This is a genomic window from Exiguobacterium sp. OS-77 (assembly GCF_000414195.2).
Lineage (GTDB): Bacteria > Bacillota > Bacilli > Exiguobacteriales > Exiguobacteriaceae > Exiguobacterium_A > Exiguobacterium_A indicum.
On the sequence record NZ_DF239008.1, the window covers coordinates 2,140,870 to 2,156,844 of the forward strand.

General features: G+C 47.4%; 19 protein-coding genes. 5 read left to right on the plus strand and 14 right to left on the minus strand.

What is annotated here, in order from left to right; all coding sequences use genetic code 11:
- Window positions 1-54: 54 nt before the first annotated feature.
- Window positions 55-714, plus strand: a complete 660-nt coding sequence (locus tag EXG77_RS11050) for a type 1 glutamine amidotransferase domain-containing protein (protein WP_023467672.1) — start codon at window positions 55-57, stop codon at window positions 712-714.
- A gap of 63 nt (window positions 715-777) precedes the next feature.
- Here EXG77_RS11050 and EXG77_RS11055 read toward each other — a convergent pair whose 3' ends face one another.
- The 11 genes from EXG77_RS11055 to EXG77_RS11105 form a co-directional block, all read right to left on the minus strand.
- A complete protein-coding gene (locus EXG77_RS11055) occupies window positions 778-1,395 on the minus strand; it encodes a hypothetical protein (protein ID WP_035398201.1) in 618 nt (205 codons plus the stop codon).
- Between the two features lie 80 nt (window positions 1,396-1,475).
- Window positions 1,476-2,012, minus strand: coding sequence for a PadR family transcriptional regulator (locus EXG77_RS11060; protein ID WP_023467670.1), 537 nt, complete (start codon window positions 2,010-2,012; stop codon window positions 1,476-1,478).
- A 162-nt stretch (window positions 2,013-2,174) separates the two neighbouring features.
- On the minus strand, window positions 2,175-2,759 hold the full coding sequence (locus tag EXG77_RS11065; protein WP_035398203.1) for an NUDIX domain-containing protein: 585 nt from the start codon (window positions 2,757-2,759) through the stop codon (window positions 2,175-2,177).
- Window positions 2,756-3,337 carry a CDP-alcohol phosphatidyltransferase family protein gene (locus tag EXG77_RS11070; RefSeq protein WP_023467668.1) on the minus strand — a complete coding sequence of 194 codons (582 nt, stop codon included), beginning with the start codon at window positions 3,335-3,337 and terminating at the stop codon, window positions 2,756-2,758. The genes EXG77_RS11065 and EXG77_RS11070 overlap by 4 nt, the downstream gene beginning before the upstream one ends.
- Before the next feature lies 1 nt (window position 3,338).
- On the minus strand, window positions 3,339-4,226 hold the full coding sequence (locus EXG77_RS11075; protein ID WP_035398206.1) for an ABC transporter ATP-binding protein: 888 nt from the start codon (window positions 4,224-4,226) through the stop codon (window positions 3,339-3,341).
- Window positions 4,198-4,947 (minus strand): ABC transporter permease, encoded by a 750-nt coding sequence (locus EXG77_RS11080; RefSeq protein WP_238987947.1) that lies wholly within the window; start codon window positions 4,945-4,947, stop codon window positions 4,198-4,200. Before EXG77_RS11080 ends, EXG77_RS11075 begins: the two co-directional genes overlap by 29 nt.
- Window positions 4,944-5,702, minus strand: a complete 759-nt coding sequence (locus EXG77_RS11085) for an ABC transporter permease (RefSeq protein WP_035398208.1) — start codon at window positions 5,700-5,702, stop codon at window positions 4,944-4,946. The genes EXG77_RS11080 and EXG77_RS11085 overlap by 4 nt, the downstream gene beginning before the upstream one ends.
- Window positions 5,689-6,885, minus strand: a complete 1,197-nt coding sequence (locus EXG77_RS11090) for an ABC transporter substrate-binding protein (protein ID WP_035398210.1) — start codon at window positions 6,883-6,885, stop codon at window positions 5,689-5,691. Before EXG77_RS11090 ends, EXG77_RS11085 begins: the two co-directional genes overlap by 14 nt.
- A 19-nt stretch (window positions 6,886-6,904) precedes the next feature.
- Window positions 6,905-7,663 (minus strand): SDR family oxidoreductase, encoded by a 759-nt coding sequence (locus EXG77_RS11095; protein WP_023467663.1) that lies wholly within the window; start codon window positions 7,661-7,663, stop codon window positions 6,905-6,907.
- Window positions 7,663-8,634, minus strand: coding sequence for an MBL fold metallo-hydrolase (locus EXG77_RS11100; protein ID WP_035398212.1), 972 nt, complete (start codon window positions 8,632-8,634; stop codon window positions 7,663-7,665). The genes EXG77_RS11095 and EXG77_RS11100 overlap by 1 nt, the downstream gene beginning before the upstream one ends.
- Window positions 8,635-8,807: 173 nt before the next feature.
- Window positions 8,808-10,247 (minus strand): NADP-dependent glyceraldehyde-3-phosphate dehydrogenase, encoded by a 1,440-nt coding sequence (locus tag EXG77_RS11105; protein WP_035398215.1) that lies wholly within the window; start codon window positions 10,245-10,247, stop codon window positions 8,808-8,810.
- Between the two features lie 218 nt (window positions 10,248-10,465).
- Between EXG77_RS11105 and EXG77_RS11110 the strand changes: the two genes are divergently transcribed.
- On the plus strand, window positions 10,466-11,344 hold the full coding sequence (locus EXG77_RS11110; protein ID WP_023467660.1) for a chemotaxis protein CheV: 879 nt from the start codon (window positions 10,466-10,468) through the stop codon (window positions 11,342-11,344).
- Between the two features lie 46 nt (window positions 11,345-11,390).
- Here the strand turns inward: EXG77_RS11110 and EXG77_RS11115 are convergent, their stop codons facing one another.
- Window positions 11,391-11,759 (minus strand): Hpt domain-containing protein, encoded by a 369-nt coding sequence (locus EXG77_RS11115; protein ID WP_023467659.1) that lies wholly within the window; start codon window positions 11,757-11,759, stop codon window positions 11,391-11,393.
- Window positions 11,760-11,881: 122 nt separating this feature from the next.
- Between EXG77_RS11115 and EXG77_RS11120 the strand changes: the two genes are divergently transcribed.
- Window positions 11,882-12,817: a magnesium transporter CorA family protein gene (locus tag EXG77_RS11120; RefSeq protein WP_023467658.1), complete on the plus strand. Its 936-nt coding sequence runs from the start codon at window positions 11,882-11,884 to the stop codon at window positions 12,815-12,817.
- A 73-nt stretch (window positions 12,818-12,890) separates the two neighbouring features.
- Here the strand turns inward: EXG77_RS11120 and EXG77_RS11125 are convergent, their stop codons facing one another.
- A complete protein-coding gene (locus EXG77_RS11125) occupies window positions 12,891-13,994 on the minus strand; it encodes a PP2C family protein-serine/threonine phosphatase (RefSeq protein ID WP_035398217.1) in 1,104 nt (367 codons plus the stop codon).
- Window positions 13,995-14,120: 126 nt separating this feature from the next.
- On the opposite strand from EXG77_RS11125, the gene ytzI reads away from it, so the two are divergent.
- Window positions 14,121-14,294, plus strand: coding sequence for a YtzI protein (ytzI, locus tag EXG77_RS11130; RefSeq protein ID WP_119182616.1), 174 nt, complete (start codon window positions 14,121-14,123; stop codon window positions 14,292-14,294).
- Window positions 14,295-14,428: 134 nt separating this feature from the next.
- Window positions 14,429-14,980 (plus strand): hypothetical protein, encoded by a 552-nt coding sequence (locus EXG77_RS11135; RefSeq protein WP_035398219.1) that lies wholly within the window; start codon window positions 14,429-14,431, stop codon window positions 14,978-14,980.
- A gap of 52 nt (window positions 14,981-15,032) precedes the next feature.
- On the opposite strand, the gene EXG77_RS11140 is transcribed toward EXG77_RS11135, so the two are convergent.
- Window positions 15,033-15,617: a YdcF family protein gene (locus tag EXG77_RS11140; protein WP_081637419.1), complete on the minus strand. Its 585-nt coding sequence runs from the start codon at window positions 15,615-15,617 to the stop codon at window positions 15,033-15,035.
- Window positions 15,618-15,975 lie beyond the last annotated feature (358 nt).

Consider the following 15,975-nt stretch of genomic DNA (forward strand, 5'->3'; position numbering starts at 1 on the left):
ATATCTCCGGGAAACTCCTTCTTTGTAACGTTCATACAGAGGAGGAGTTTTATTATGGCTCGTATTTTAATCGTATCAACAAGTGCAGATGACATGAATGGTCACAAAACAGGATTATGGTTCGAAGAGTTCGCAGCACCATACAACCTGTTTAAGGATGCAGGACATGACGTGACGGTCACTTCGATCAAAGGTGGCGACGTCCCGATCGATAAAGCATCGATCGTCAAAGAAATCTTGCCAAAATTCCAAGATGCACGCCGTGCGTTGCACGACACGAAAGCACTCTCGGAAGTCGATCCAGCATCATTTGATGCTGTTTACTTCCCAGGTGGTCACGGTGCAGTCGTCGACTTCCCGAATAACCCACAAGTGGCTGGTGCCATTGAAGCTGTCATCAAAAAAGATGGCGTCGTCGCATCAGTCTGTCACGGTCCAGCGGCCTTCGCGCACGTCATGATCGATGGCAAACCTTTCGTTTCAGGTCGTCAAATCAACGGCTTCACAGACGAAGAAGAAAAATCGACAGGTCTCGAAGATAAAGTACCATTCTTGCTTGAGACGACACTCCGTGGCGAAGGCGCTACTTTCCTCACATCGGATGCCGGTAAGGAATTCGCCGTCATCGATGGCAACGTCGTCACAGGACAAAACCCAGCGTCAAGTGAAGCAGTCGCAAAACTAGTCCTCGCAAAACTGGCGACACAAGCGTAATAGATAGTATTCATACAAAATGGAGCACGCGACATTATGTCGCATGCTCCATTTTTTCATACGTTATAGACGGTGAATTGAATCCAATCGTTCGAGGTCAGCTTCTGTCTCACGTGTTTTTTGTTCGAGTCGCTTTAACTCGTCCTCGAGTTGTTGCTGTTGTACCTGTAGCGCAGATCGTTCTTCCTCCGTATAGGAACGTGCTACTTCTTTTTCTTTGAGATACCACCATTTTTTGACCTTTTTAGGTGGTGGTCCGAGTTCAATCTGTTGCTCGTGTTGTTTGACCTCATCTATTTGTTCAGCATGCGCCAATTGAAGCTGCTTCAATTCCGCCTCATAAGTGGCTTGTCTCGCTTCAAGAATTGGTGTGAGGTACGCGAGGATATGCGCAGTAAAGTCTCGCTTGACGACCCGTCGTAACACATCTCGCCGAAGGGAAGCTTCCGAATGACCTGAGGCATTCTCCCAAACGATTGAATCCGCTCGTTCTAGAATCTCCTCTTCTTCTGCTTCTCCGAGCCAACGTAATTTCAGCAATAATGGTTCAAGGAGTGCCTCTTCTACATACGCCGTAAATTGCGAATACGAGATCGCTTCTCGTATCAGCGGTTCTTCATGTAAGCGAAATAATGCTTCCGCCTCTTCCTCAATCCAGTCTTCATAGTCATTAAAGTACATCGATTCTCTCCTTACTAAATCCTATTACAAAATAAAACTGGCTCGAATCCGCCATCTACATGACAGTCGAGCCAATATTGTTAGACGTTTGCTTCGTTCTTTTTGATTTCCGCGATTGCCCAGTCACACCAATCCAAGTAATTCAACATCATACGCAAGCCGTACTCACTCGTCAAGGTCTCCCCTAGTGTTGCACCGTTCTCGAGGTGGTCGTGACGCCAACTATGCATCATCTCGACGGCAAATTGATGGTGCCGCTTCGACTCTTCCAAATAAGCAACGGCTTCCTCTGGTGGGAGCAGATGCAAGAGCGACACCCGCATCAAGTTCTCATCCTTCATCTTCGGTTTGAATTCATTTGGTGTCCGTAACCATTCAACGAGCTCCGTACGCCCTTTATCGGTAATCGAATAGACTTTCTTGTCCGGCAAATCTTCTTGGACGATATGAACACTCGTCACGAGCTCTGCCTCTTCCATTTTCAACAACTCTCGGTATATTTGAGTATGGTGTGCGGTCCAGAAGTGGATCATCTGTTTTTTAAAAGTCGCGCTTAAATCGTAACCGGTCGCTTCCCCTTGGGTCAGCAGCCCGAGTAGTGCAAATCGTAATGCCACTGGCTGCACCTTCTTTCCTTCTTTTGTATATATACTTAATTATCTCAAATATATCTTAATTTCGCTACTCTTGCGTCGAACGAATGTACGATTAAAAAAAGACCTGCGAGCGAAATCACTTTCGATCGTAGGTCTTCATGCGTTATTTCTTTCCCATTCTTTCTATTTTCGTAATTGCTCGATTCCCTGTCGTACATGTCTCCAGTAAGAAGAAGGATGCGGAACGAATTGACGACGATCGAACCATTCGCCTGTCGTGTCCTGAATACACTCGATGGACATGTCAGCAATTCGCTCAAACTGCTCGATCGAAAAAGCAATCAATCGCTTCACTTCTGTTTCCTGGAGGACGTATGCGTCTATCGCTTGATCACTTCGAGCAAGAAAGACATGGCATCGCTCACAGTCCCAGAGCGACGCATCCCGAAACTCCTCTTCCTGGATGCCAAGCGGTATCAATTGATCAAACGTACACGTCAAACCAATCTCTTCCTCGAGTTCCCGGACACCATCCTCGACTGTCTCATTCGCAAGCAAGTGACCCGCTGCCGTGATATCAAGCATTCCTGGAAAGTCCTTCTTTTGTTCAGACCGTTGCTGGAGCAACACGACGTCCCGCTTTGGATCATAGACGAAACAATGAAACGTTTCATGCCACAAGCCGTTTGCGTGGACTTCTGATCGTGGACGAGGTCCGAGCAGGTTGCCCGCTCGATCCACGGTCATGATCATCTCTTGTTCACTCATCGCAACACCTTCGAAGCTTGATGGAACCGCTCCCCGACCGTATAGAGTTCAGCAATCAAGAAGACAATTGCGATCCAAATGATGGCACTTGGGAACAGGATCATCGCTGTTAGGAATAAGAACCCTTCCGTCCGCTCGACGAGTCCCGGTTGATATTGAAACGACTTGTAGCCGTAATTTTCACTGACTGCTCCGATTGCAAGGAACATCGTCATCCCAATGACGAATGATGCGACGAGCAACAGAATAACGACCTGCGTTTCCGGAAACCGAAGCGCAAGTCCAATCAATACTGACAGCTCGACGATCCGGTCGAGAACAAGGTCAAGAATCGTGCCGATTGGAGTCGTCTTTTCTTTTCGTGCCATCGTTCCATCGATGACATCAAGCATGCCCGAGATCCACAACAAGACAATCGCCGTTCCCATCATGTCGTTATAAACGAAAAAGCCCGTCGCACCACCGATGATGCCGGAGATGATCGTCACCTGTGTCGCCGATAATCCAATTTTCTTAAATAAGGTCGCCCCTTGATCAAATAGGGGTTGAACGATTTTACGCGCACGCGTATCTAACATGTCACCCCTCCTTTCTAACGATATAGCCTTCTTTCTCATGAATCGTCTCGTCTGAAGAAAGCACGAGTCGTTCTCCGGATGCTCGTTCGACTTCGTAGAATCGAACACCGTATTGAATGAGTTCTTTCGTAATCGTAACACGTTCATCCGTCTCCTTCGTCGGTCTTGAGACCAAGTTGACTGCCGTCAACGGATGCCATGTTTCTTCAATTTGAATGCCTTCGCCAAAAAACGGACTTGTCTGACTAAGTGTGATTGGAGTGCCATGATCGACGATTCGTCCGTGCTCTAAGACATAAACGACATCTGCCATCGCCATTGCCTCTTCCCGATCGTGTGTGACAAGGAGTGTCGTGACACCTTGTTCCTCGGTCAACTTCCGAATCAATGTCCGAAGTTCACGTCGTCTCGGTACATCTAGACTCGAGAACGGTTCATCGAGCAACAAGAAGTCCGGTTGACTCGCCAGCGCACGAGCTAAACTCGCCCGCTGCTGTTCGCCCCCTGACAATTCGTGAACAGCACTTTTTCCTCTTCCCTCGAGTCCGACGCGATGTAACCAGGATTCGAGCTCGATCGGTGTTAATTGTTTGGCACCGAGACGGATGTTTTGTTCGACGTTCAAATGTGGGAACAACAGCGACCGTTGAAACATCATCGTCACACCTCGCTGATTCGGTGAAAGGACAGTCACATCTCGGTCGCCGAACTGAATCATTCCGCTCGTCACGCGCTCAAGACCTGCAATCAGGCGGAGAAGCGTCGTTTTCCCACTACCACTCGGTCCGACTAAAGCCACACATTGTCCAGACGCAATGCTTACATCGATATCAGACAATACATGCTTCGTTCCAAATCGTTTATTGACTTGTTGTATCGTGACTTCCATTTAAACGCCTCCGTACGATTCGTATCCAACTAGAAAAAATAACGGCTTGTCCAGCATAAAAGAGAATGGGCAACCCGATCAACCAGAGCGTCGCTAGACGCGCCGCCCCTTGCGAATTACCAGAATACGCCGGGAATACTTCGAGTGATATCATGCGGACGATCCCACCACCAATCAACGCAACTAGTGCATACTGACTGATCGTGATCACCGTGACGAGTAGCGTCACGGATTGTAACGTCGACCGAAGCATCGGTCCCGTCAAATAGAACCAACGCTTGAACCGGTTTCCCTCAATCAAGACCATCTGTTCAAGCATCCGTTCTCCGAGCGCCTGAAATCCGTTCGTGTACAAGCGAACTGTATAGGGTAAGGTCGGCAGAAGCAACACGAGCAGGACACCAAAAAATCGATCTGCCAAACCAAGACGGATCCATGTCAAATAGAGACCGAATGATAGCAATAACACGGGAACGAACAGCGGCAAACTAATCAAGAACTCTGCTATACGAATCCGTTTCCCCGTTTGAAAGGCAATCGCTTTTCCTGCCATGTATCCGAAGAGATGATTTAACAATACGACGGCACAAATCATCGCGACGGTCGTGCCGAGCGTCGCTTCTAGGCGCGGATTCCAATTCCACTCTCCTGAAATCAAACCAATTAAAGGAACGATGAACAGGAGTATAACGAATACTGTCACACTGATTTTTTTCATCATTCGCTTCGCCCCCTACTGATCTTCGTTGCCAGTGGGCGTGTCAAACCAGTCATAAGCAATAGCAGGAGGAAGAGTCCTCCCGTCAAGACGACACTCATTGCAAAAGCGAGTGGTTGCTCCGATAAATCGCCTTGTGTATACAAATCGAATGCATAGACGCCAAGTAATTTTGGATAGGTCACGCCGAGCAGTGCTGGAATCTCATATGCGAACAGGATGAAGGCAAGCAAGATAAATGCTGCCTCAAGCATCGGAACGAGTAGGAAAACGCCCCGCGCATGCCAGAAGCGGCGCACTGGTGATAAACCGAGCATCATACCGAGTTCTTGATAACGCGAATCAAGGCGCCGGACCACCGGTAAGAGATAAAAAAACACGAACGGAATTTCTTTATACAGATACGTCAGGATGACACTAAAATAATTCCCTTCATGCGGTCCGATGACAGGCACATCACTCAAATAGAGAATCGCGAGGTATGCTGCTCCTAGATGAGGGATGAATAAAGGAATCGCAAGTAACGCAGCTAGTCGTGTTCTGCTCAAGAGCCTTGCGAGCACCACACCAATGATCAGCGCGAGCACCGTACTGATGATGGCCACGTAACTGCTGACGGCTAGACTCTCTAAAAAGACCTCATCCGTCAGTAGCTCGCGGTAATCAGCAGATGTCGTCATCGAGATACTGACCCATAACCCGTATAAGACCATCCCTGCCATCAAGAGTGCAGCAGGATATGCGTTACCGCGCCACACGAGACGGCCATTCCTTACGGATCATCTCGAAAATGGATGGGTCGAGTTCCGTCCGGACCTTTCCTTCAAAGACGCTTGGCTTTGGTGTCGACGGTGCAGCCGGTACATCAGCGAATTGCTTTTGTTCTGATGAATCAAGTGTCGACAAATCAAGACTCGTTCCGTCTCCCCAATACGTCGCATCATATTTTTTCAACTGTGCTTCTGGTGATAACAACGTATTGATCGCTACGAGTGCGCCCTTCGGATTCGGTGCGTTGAACGGTACGGAAAGGAAATGCGTCGACGCGATTGATCCATCCTTCAAGACGATCGGACGTGTTTGTTTCGGAAACGTTCCTGTCTTCACTTCTTGTTCAGCCCGTCGTTCGTTGAAGCCCATCGTGAAATCAACGTCTCCCTTCGCGTATAACTGATCGAGTTGGGCAAGTGTCTTTGGATAGGTCTTCCCTTTTTTCCAGAGATACGGTTTGATTTCGTTCAAATAAGCCCATGTCTTCTTGAAGTCTGCTTTCGGGTCTTTTAAGGTTTCATTCGATTCGACACCATACATGACGTGGCGGACGAAGGCATTCCCCGTAAAGTCCGTCACTTCCGGATAAGTGAAACGTCCTGGATTTTCCTTGACCCATGACTTCAGTGCTTTCAAGTCGGTCGGTGGCGACTTCACGTCAGCTGCGTCATAGTGCAACGTATATTGAACTTTCCCCCATGCGGCTTCAAGTCCGTCTGTTTTCGTACCACTATCTGAACTCTGTGCGGCAGCATCAACATATTTCATGTTCGGGAGGACTTTTGTGATTTCTCCATAGAGTAAATCATCTTTTTTAGCATTTAAAAAATTATCGCCATTGATCCAGACGACATCGATGACACCTTTTTCCTTACCTGCCTGTTTCTCAGCACGCAGTTTTTGAATGATATCCGCCGTCTCGATCGGGACCCGTTCTAACGTGATGTTGTGTTCCTTCTTCAGACGCGGTGCTACATACTCATCGATGTAGGCATTGATGCCGTCATCGCCGCCCCACATATACATCCGAACCGTTGATTTTTCCGCTTCTTTTTCGATCGTCTGATAAGAAGTCCCTAAGACATTCTTCGGCTCCGGTGTCGCATCCGGAGTACCACAGCCTGCGAGCAGCGTACCTAGGGCAAGAAAGCTGATTACCTTTGTTTTCATTTGTCGTTCTCCTCCGTCATCACTTTTTATCGAAGCCCGGTTTTCCTAACCACTCGATCAACCGTGGTATCACGCCGTACCCTTTTGCCGATAACTCCATCCACCATGGTGCATTGACTTCACGTTTACGTCGCTCTATTGCTCGGACGACAGTCGAAGCCAGTCGTTCTTTCGATAGGACGATGGAAGCGACATTTTGCTCATACTTCCGGTCGACATCCGCACGGACAAAAAATTCTGTCGCGATCGGCCCTGGATTGACCGTCATGACGTGGATGCCTTTTGGACGTAACTCCAGACGTAACGCGTTCGAAAACTGCAACATCGCTGCTTTCGTCATGCAATAGATCGTTGACTTAGGTGTCGGTAGTTTTCCGGCCTGACTGGCCACGTTGACGATCATGCCACCTTCTTTCAGTAATGGCAGACAGGCCTTCGTTAAGCGGACGGGACTTAAGACGTTGATTCGGTGCATCGACTCAATCGTTTCAATCGAGGTATCGTCTAGGAAGCTGAATTCCCCGAAACCTGCGTTATTAATCAAAATATCGATGCGTCCATAACGATTTGCGAGTGTTTTCGCAAGAATTTCAGGCGCCTCTTCCAAATCGTAGACCAGGTAGTCTGCCTGGAGTTCAGATGCTAACGTTTGTAACCGATCCTCGCGTCGTGCGATTAAAATCAAGTTTGCGCCTTCTTTATGCAGAGTGCGCGCCAGTGCCTCCCCGAGTCCACTTGAAGCACCCGTGATGACGATCGTCCGGTTGATGAGTTGCATTAGACTTCCTCCATTTTCGAATAGTAGAGGATACCTGATCGTTTCTCGACCGTGATCGCACCGCGGGCGACGAGTGTATCGAGGCGTGCTTTCATCTCACTCATGACAAGAGGGAATGATTTTTTTAATCGGTTTCCATACGTCACTTGTGCTAATTCGAATAACGTATGTTCTCCCGAAAAATACTTCAAGAGCTGATCACCACGTGCCTTGCGTTGCATCAATCGCTCTTCGACGAGTGCCGCGACATCTCGAATCGGAGCACCATGTCCGGTATAGGCGATTCGAATCTGTTCGCCTTGTAATTTTTCTAAGGAGTCAAGATACGCAAGAACGGGACGTTTTACGAGCACATCATCACCTGGTTGCGGTTGTTCGAGCAATGGATTCGGCTCGACTCGGTCGAGCAGATGATCGGCCGCGAACAACACACCATCGTCACTTAGAATTCCGATTTGGTCACTTGCATGCCCCGGTAGTTCGATGACCCGGTATCGCCCAGACGGCGTAATTGCGTCGCCTTCTTTTAATGTGAAATCAAGCTGACCTTTACCAAGCCATTTCAAGGCAGATTGATAGCTCGGTAACATCTCTTGAATCGCTACCGGAACACCAAACGATGTCGCCAATCGACGCAAGAATGCGTCCCCGTTGTTTAAGAAGGTCTCGTCCTGTTCCAAGTATGGACGTAACCGCGCATGTCCATAGACGGGAATGCCTTTTTCTGAAAAGCGATGCGCCATTCCGGCGTGATCCGCATGGTGATGTGTCACGATGACACGATCTAAATCCTCGACCTGAAGTTCATGTCGCGCAAGCGTCCGTTGCATCGTTTGCCATGCTTCAAACGTATCCGGTCCACAATCAATGAGGATGTTTTTCCCTTCCGTTCGTAGTACATAGCAGTTCACGTCCCCTACCGGAAACGGTGTCGGAATCGGAATCGGGATGATTTCGTCTGATACAGTCATACCTACACGCCTCTTTTCTCTCGTCCATTTTCTTTCATTATAGAGAGAATGAAGCTATAGCGCCAAACTTTGTGCGTCAAAGGGTAACATTTGTTTTCTAGCTTACGTTAAAGCGCGAGAAATGGATGCACAAAAAACCGACCTTTCCGCAGATTGAAAGGTCGGTCAGAAACTTATTTTAAGTTGAGGACTGTTAATTTGTCACGTGTCATCGAAGCTAAGCTACGTCCGACACCTTGGACGCCGAGACCCGATGATTTCACACCGATGAATGGGAAGTGGTCAGGACCACGTTCTGTACGACCGTTGATTTGAACAGAACCTGTTTCAAGCGCATCCGCTACTGCAAACGCAGCATCGATGTTCTCTGTGAAGACACTTGCTTGAAGACCGTATTCTGATTCGTTTGAGTATGCAATCATTTCGTCGACCGAGTTGACACGGATGATTGGAAGAACTGGTCCGAACGGCTCTTCCCAAGCAACGCGCATATCGCGTGTCACGTTGTCAAGAAGTGTTGGTTCGATCAAGTTCGCCGTACGTCCGCCACCTGTGACGAGCGTTGCGCCTTTGTCTGTTGCGTCCGTGATCAAGCCTTCGACGAAGTCCGCTGATTTCGTATCGATGAGCGGTACGACGACACTGTCTTGTTCAGGTGAACCGACTGTCAATTTCGCGATTCGTGTCTTGAGTTCTTCGATGAGTGCATCCGCTTGATGATCAAGAACGAAAACGCGTTTGATTGCTGTACAACGTTGACCTGAGTAAGAGAACGCCCCACTGATGATATGGTCTGCCGCAAGTGACAGATTCGCATCTTCAAGAACGAGCGCTGGGTCTTTTCCACCAAGTTCAAGGACAAGTGGAATCATTGCCGATTGACGCGACAAATGTTGTCCTGTGCCTGTACCACCAGTAAATGTGATCATGTTGATGCCTGGGTGAGACGTCAAGTAATCACCGATGACCGATCCACGACCTGTGACGATGTTGACGAGTCCAGCTGGAAGACCTGCTGCGACGAGTGCCTCGACCATCAAGATACCGCTGATCGAACCTTGTGTTGCCGGTTTGAAGACGACGGCGTTTCCTGTCATGAGGGCAGGTGCGAGTTTCGCTGCTGCCAAGTTGACTGGGTAGTTGAACGGTGAAATTGCAAGCACGACGCCGAGTGGTACTTTTTTGATGACCGCGATTTTTTTCGCGCTACCACCAGGGAACGAATCCCCTTGCATCATCTGACCGTCGAAACGGAGACCTTCTTCCGCTGTGTAGCGAATGATTTCAGCTGTCCGTTTGACCTCTTTGACGCCATCTGCACGTCCTTTACCGACTTCGCGCATGATGACTTCACCGATTTCGTCCGCACGTTTTTCGAGTTCCGTTGCCCAAGCGTGAAGCAATTCAGCCCGTTTGTTCGCTGGTTGTTTTGCCCACTCTGCTTGTGCCGCTTTCGCTGAAGCGATGGCACGATCGACTTCCGGTTTCGTCATCGCTTGAACGCGACCGACAAGATCCTCTTTATATGGTGAAGAGATTTCAATTGTCTCTTTTGATTCACTTTCATGCCATTGTCCATCTAGTAAAAATGTGTAGGTTGTTGCTGTAGTCATTCCACTCTACCTCCATTTATTTTTATCTCTCTCATTTCAGTGTGTGGCTGCATAGCTTATTGTAATCAATTGGTCTGACAAATGCCAAACTTTTTGCTTAACATATTATGAAAGCGATTACAACACTTTTTTTGTCAATTCAGAACTAGAATTTTCAGCGTAGCATGCCGATAACTAGTCAGAAGTGAAGTGAAGGTAATGGAAAGGGGCACAACCATATGTATAATCAGCACGATATTTTATTAGAAGCCGGCACGAACGAACTCGAGATCGTCATCTTCCATTGCGGACCATACACGTTTGGAATCAACGTCATGAAGGTCCGGGAAATCATCGTTCCGCTCCCGATGACACCACTCCCAGGTACACCGGATGCTGTTAAAGGATTGATTGAACTGCGTGGCGAAGTCATGACAGTCATCGATTTGCCGACGGTCATCGGTGTTCCCCACGATGAAGCAACCGAGGATCGATTGATCATCTGTGAATTTAATGGGGAAAAAAGCGTTCTGCGTGTCGATTCCGTGACGGAAATCCGTCGTATCTCATGGGAACAGATCGATACACCAAACGAACTCGCTCGTGGCATTGAGGGATTAACGAATGGTGTCGTCAAAACGGGCGACAAAATGATCATCCTGCTCGACTACGAAAAAATCGCACTTGAGCTCTCACGCAAGGATATCTTTGCCCGCGAAGAAGGGCGTCGCGTCCAGTCCCGTGACCGGTCCGACAAAGTCATCTGGATCGCCGAAGACTCGGAAATGCTCCGGACGTTGATCATCGAAACACTCGAGGAAGCCGGTTACCATGGTCTGAAATGGTTCATCAACGGTAAGGAAGCTTTTGATGCGTTTGAGAACGGAAGCAACTGTGACCTCCTGATCACCGATATCGAGATGCCGAAGATGGATGGACTACACTTGACGAAACGACTCCGTGAAGATGATCGTTATGCGGAATTGCCAATCATCGTCTTCTCTTCCTTGATTTCCGACGATTTACGCCATAAAGGTGAGTCGGTTGGTGTCAATGCACAAATCACGAAACCGGAAATCGGTCGTTTGATCGAAACGGTCGATTCATACGTCTTATAAGAAAAAAAGCCGACAGCATGTCGGCTTTTTTGATCTATTCGATTGCTCAACGCAGCGCGTCAAGATTTTTTCCAGTAAACACATCGAGCCAGACGACACGGAATTCCACCATGCATTGCTCAATCCGATCGACGATTTCTTGTGTTCCGGTCATTGAACCAGATTCTGCTTCTTTTTCAAGCAGTTCGAAATCATCAGCTAAATCATCAGCGGCAACGGAATAGGAAGCACCTTTTAGCAAGTGAGCGAGCTTTTCAGTTTGCTCAGCATCTTGCTTGGCGACGGCATCTTTTAGTTCAGGAAACTTTCGATCGAACTGCGCGATATACGTTTCTCCGATTTTTTGAAGGAACGCGTGATCCCCACCCGCGATCGATTGAAGTTCTTCGAGCTTCTTAGCATTAAAAAAAGGCATGTCTTCCCCTCCTCTGTTTTCATCTTATCACTAATCTTCGTAAAAAAAAATCGGAGAATCATTTACACGCCATCGTTTCTATTTCTATAATGAGACAGTGAAGAGCAGGAGGGATAGACAATATGTTGACGATTTATCGAAGCGATGTCACCGGGGCAGTCAACGAGATACAGGAGTTCACGAAGGGTTCCTGGATCCATCTTGTCAATCCGACAAAGGACGAAGCCGACCAAGTCATCGCTGCTACGAATATTCCAGAGGATTTCATTTATGACCCTTTGGACGTGGAAGAAAAACCACGTTTTGAAAAAGATGAAGAAGGTCTACTGATGATCGTCGACGTTCCCTACATCGAAGAAGAATCATCAGGACGCCGTTATAATACGATTCCGCTCGGTATCATCGTGACATCCCGTCATTTCATCACCGTTTGTTCGCAACAGCTCGATGTCCTGACGTTATTCTCGAGTGGTAAGTTGCGAGGATTCCGGACGAATTACCGATCGCGCTTCGTATTCCAGATTCTCTATAAAGTCAGTTCCTCGTATTTACGTTTCTTGCGTCAAATCGATCGTCGTATGGACGAACTTGAGGAAGAACTTCAACGTTCGATGCGAAATCAAGAAATCTTTCAATTGATGAACCTTCAAAAATCATTGGTCTATTTCATGACGTCCTTGAAATCGAACGATGGTGTGCTCGACCGAATCATTAAGACTCCGAGTCTTGAGAAACATGAAGATGATGAAGATTTACTGGAAGACGTCTTCGTCGAACACCGACAAGCGATGGAGATGGCTCAAATCTATAAAGACATCATCAGTTCGACGATGGATACGTTTGGTTCTGTCATCTCGAACAACGTCAACTTCGTCATGAAGTTCCTTGCCTCGATTACGATCGTCATCTCGATCCCAACGATGATTTCCGGAATGTTCGGGATGAACGTTCATGTTCCGTGGGAAGGTGAAGTCATTGGTTTCTGGATCGTCTTCGGTATGATGATTTTCTTCTCTGGCCTTGCAGCATTTATCCTATGGCGGAGAAGGTTCTTCTAGACGTTTGTATGGTTTCATACAAAAAAGACTAGGTAGCGGAAGTATCTGCTACCTAGTCTTTTTCTATTGCGCCTTAGTTAATCTCGACTGTCACGAGACAAAGGTCATCCGCTTCATCGCTCTGATCTGGTTGAATCAACTGATGGATATTCGGTCCTTGTTGTTCAATCAAGTTTTGAATAGCGTGGATCCCTTCATCAATACCTTTACTGTAGAGTTCCATGAAACCGTCCGTATAGAGGTAAACACATCCTGGTGAGACGAGATCGATCGTCTTGCTCGTATAGGTCGAGTCTTCGAACATACCGACTGGAAGGCCCGTATTCTCAAGCGGAATGATTTGATCATTCATGCGTAACAAACCAGGTGGGTGCCCTGCGTTCGCATAGCTGAGCTTCATCTCATCTAGGTCGATGTAAAGGTAAACGGCAGTGAAATAGATTTCTGTCTCGTCTCCCGGGAACAATCGACTCATCTGCTGATTCAATTCTTCAAGTACTTGTGCTGGATCACCAATTCGGTGCACGAGTTCAAATAAGATCGAACTCATCCCCATCGTGATCAGCGCAGAAGAGACACCGTGTCCCATGACGTCAAACAAGATGATGCCATATTTATTCTGAGAGATGCGATACCAGGCATACATATCTCCCGCTAATTTCTTAGACGGGATATACGTCGCCATGATGCGGATCTCATCGTCTTCGATATTCGCACTGAGCACACTCTGTTGCAGTTTTTGCGCCAAATCAAAGTCTTCCTGTAATACTTTTTCATAGCGTTTTCGCGCATCGATTGCTTGCTTCAGACCGATCGCATTACGAACTCGCGCGAGCAATTCCGTTTTTCGGATCGGTTTCGTCGTATAATCCGATGCTCCTGCATTCAGTCCATCAACGATATCTTCTTCGTTTGATCGCCCGGAAACGATCAGAATCGGTAATTCATCAAGACCAAACCGTTTTCGAATCAAACGTGTCGCCTCGATTCCGCTGATTCCTGGCATTTCGACGTCGAGAAGAACGACGTCCAACTGTTCGATGAATAACGGATCCTCCATCAATTCGATTGCTTCTTCCCCACTCATCGCCTTGACGACGTCATAGCCTTCATTTTCTAACAATCGCTCTAGGAGCATTAAATTCGTTAACTCATCATCTACGACCAAAATACTCATACGCCGTCACCTCGTTCCGTTTAACATGTTTATCTGACATCAGTTTAGCACACAACCTACAATTTCGTTTAGACGGAAGCTGCGTTTTCCGTCATACTAGAAAGTGAACGAAAGGAGGAGTGGACTATGTGGTTATATGTCGTCTCCATTCTCATCATCGTATTCGTCTTGGTCGCCTCGATCATCGTCATTTCGAAAGGATATGGCTACAAAGGCAACAAAGATGATATCGAAATCGATTATGATGAAATCAACCGAAAACTTCGTCACGAAAATGATGATAATTCATCCAACAAATGAACCTCTTAGACCATCATATCACGATGGTCTTTTTTATATTCATTTCAAATACATGTTATTTTTAAATGTTTTTGATTCACTCACAAGGGTATATCCATATCATGGTTAAATATTATCTCAAGGGAGTGTTCATCATGGAACCGAAGCTTCAACATGATCCACACGCAGCACACGCAGAACATCCGAATCGCCAGTTCGATCAGGAAGAATCATCAGGTCGTCAAATTAATCTCGTCACAGGGATGTTGCTCGGTGCCCTTGTCGGCGGTTTATTGACGCTACTTAGTTCTTCGTCCCGCCAAAATACGAAACAGAGCTTACGTGGTGCGAAGGATTCCGTTTCGACGCTCGCATCTTCCATCAAAGAAGATCCGTCAGGTAAAGCGTCACAAGTCATCAATCAAGTGAAGAGTGCTTCAAGCATCATCCAAGAAGTCGCGTCTGACGTTCAGAATGTCTATGACAAAGTGAACACAGAACTTGAAACGGTGAAGTCAGATGCCTCGACGGTGAAAGAGACAGTAAATGAGACGAAAGGTGACTTGAATGCGATCAGCAATAAAGTCGTCGAAGCGAAGGATGTCGCACTCGGCAAAGAAGAACCACCAGCTGAGCATGATGCTTCTAATCAACAAGCAAATGATTCTCAATCTTCTGAGGAAAAACATAAAGGTGAAGGCATCTAATCATTCAATGCACTTCTTCTTTCGCCCCGACGTGTTGAACATGTCGGGGCTTTTAGCGTAGGAATTGAACAACGATCGCAACACGTTCACGCATTCCGAATCGAAGGACTCCTGAAAGTGGCGTCTCAGCCGGAATCGCATCCGTCTGTAAACCAAGTTGCTGTGCTTCTTTTCGAGCACGGTATAAGTGGAAATCCGACGTGACGATTGAGACGCGTCGGACGTCCTTTGGCAACAACGCTTTTGAAAACTTTAGATTTTCTGTCGTTGATGTCGAGTCGGCTTCAAGGATCAATCGCTCTTCAGCAATCCCGGACGCCATCATTCCGCGTCGCATCGCTTCTGCTTCCGAAATATCTTCATCCGGACCTTGTCCACCACTTAAGATGAAGCGGACTTCTGAATGTTTTTTCCCATATGCCGCAGCTGCCTGAATCCGGTTATGTAGGATTTGCGAAGGTTTTTCTCCTTTGACACCAGCGCCGAGGACGATGACATACGGTGACGTTCCATCAGCGAGTGGTCGCTCCCCTTTGTTGACGAAAATACCGACACTGTACCAGAAGGCGACACAAGCGACTAGTCCCCCACCGACCATCCATTTGATGTTTCGTTTGTTAAACGTGCGTTTGATCATACCGTACGACCTCTCTACTAAAAAATGGCTTACGGTAGGCAATACGAATGGTTCTCCAAAAAAGTTTCAGCATAACAGGTTCGGACTCAATGAAAAAAGGCTGACTCAAAAAAGAATGACGCGTCTTTTCACGCCCTTTCCTCAGGCGAGACACAAGCCAGTTTTCCTGCTTTATTCAAGTAGGAAAGCGGGTCTTATTTGTCTCTGTCAGCGCAAAGATGCGCTTTTCCCTGTAGGAGTTGCGTGAAACGCGTCATTCTTTTTGTTACAAGATAGGGGTGGCAGATCATCATTCTGCCACCCCTATCTTTGTAGAGACTGACTGTTGAGTCAGCCCCTTTCCTATTTACTGACTCGT

Bases quoted from the DNA above. Each gene is read 5' to 3' on its own strand.
- EXG77_RS11050 (WP_023467672.1), top strand. From the start codon at position 55: ATGGCTCGTATTTTAATCGTATCAACAAGTGCAGATGACATGAATGGT.
- EXG77_RS11055 (WP_035398201.1), bottom strand. From the start codon at position 1,395: ATGTACTTTAATGACTATGAAGACTGGATTGAGGAAGAGGCGGAAGCA.
- EXG77_RS11065 (WP_035398203.1), bottom strand. From the start codon at position 2,759: ATGAGTGAACAAGAGATGATCATGACCGTGGATCGAGCGGGCAACCTG.
- EXG77_RS11070 (WP_023467668.1), bottom strand. From the start codon at position 3,337: ATGTTAGATACGCGTGCGCGTAAAATCGTTCAACCCCTATTTGATCAA.
- EXG77_RS11075 (WP_035398206.1), bottom strand. From the start codon at position 4,226: ATGGAAGTCACGATACAACAAGTCAATAAACGATTTGGAACGAAGCAT.
- EXG77_RS11080 (WP_238987947.1), bottom strand. From the start codon at position 4,947: ATGATGAAAAAAATCAGTGTGACAGTATTCGTTATACTCCTGTTCATC.
- EXG77_RS11090 (WP_035398210.1), bottom strand. From the start codon at position 6,885: ATGAAAACAAAGGTAATCAGCTTTCTTGCCCTAGGTACGCTGCTCGCA.
- EXG77_RS11095 (WP_023467663.1), bottom strand. From the start codon at position 7,663: ATGCAACTCATCAACCGGACGATCGTCATCACGGGTGCTTCAAGTGGA.
- EXG77_RS11100 (WP_035398212.1), bottom strand. From the start codon at position 8,634: ATGACTGTATCAGACGAAATCATCCCGATTCCGATTCCGACACCGTTT.
- EXG77_RS11105 (WP_035398215.1), bottom strand. From the start codon at position 10,247: ATGACTACAGCAACAACCTACACATTTTTACTAGATGGACAATGGCAT.
- EXG77_RS11110 (WP_023467660.1), top strand. From the start codon at position 10,466: ATGTATAATCAGCACGATATTTTATTAGAAGCCGGCACGAACGAACTC.
- EXG77_RS11115 (WP_023467659.1), bottom strand. From the start codon at position 11,759: ATGCCTTTTTTTAATGCTAAGAAGCTCGAAGAACTTCAATCGATCGCG.
- EXG77_RS11120 (WP_023467658.1), top strand. From the start codon at position 11,882: ATGTTGACGATTTATCGAAGCGATGTCACCGGGGCAGTCAACGAGATA.
- EXG77_RS11125 (WP_035398217.1), bottom strand. From the start codon at position 13,994: ATGAGTATTTTGGTCGTAGATGATGAGTTAACGAATTTAATGCTCCTA.
- ytzI (WP_119182616.1), top strand. From the start codon at position 14,121: ATGTGGTTATATGTCGTCTCCATTCTCATCATCGTATTCGTCTTGGTC.
- EXG77_RS11135 (WP_035398219.1), top strand. From the start codon at position 14,429: ATGGAACCGAAGCTTCAACATGATCCACACGCAGCACACGCAGAACAT.
- EXG77_RS11140 (WP_081637419.1), bottom strand. From the start codon at position 15,617: ATGATCAAACGCACGTTTAACAAACGAAACATCAAATGGATGGTCGGT.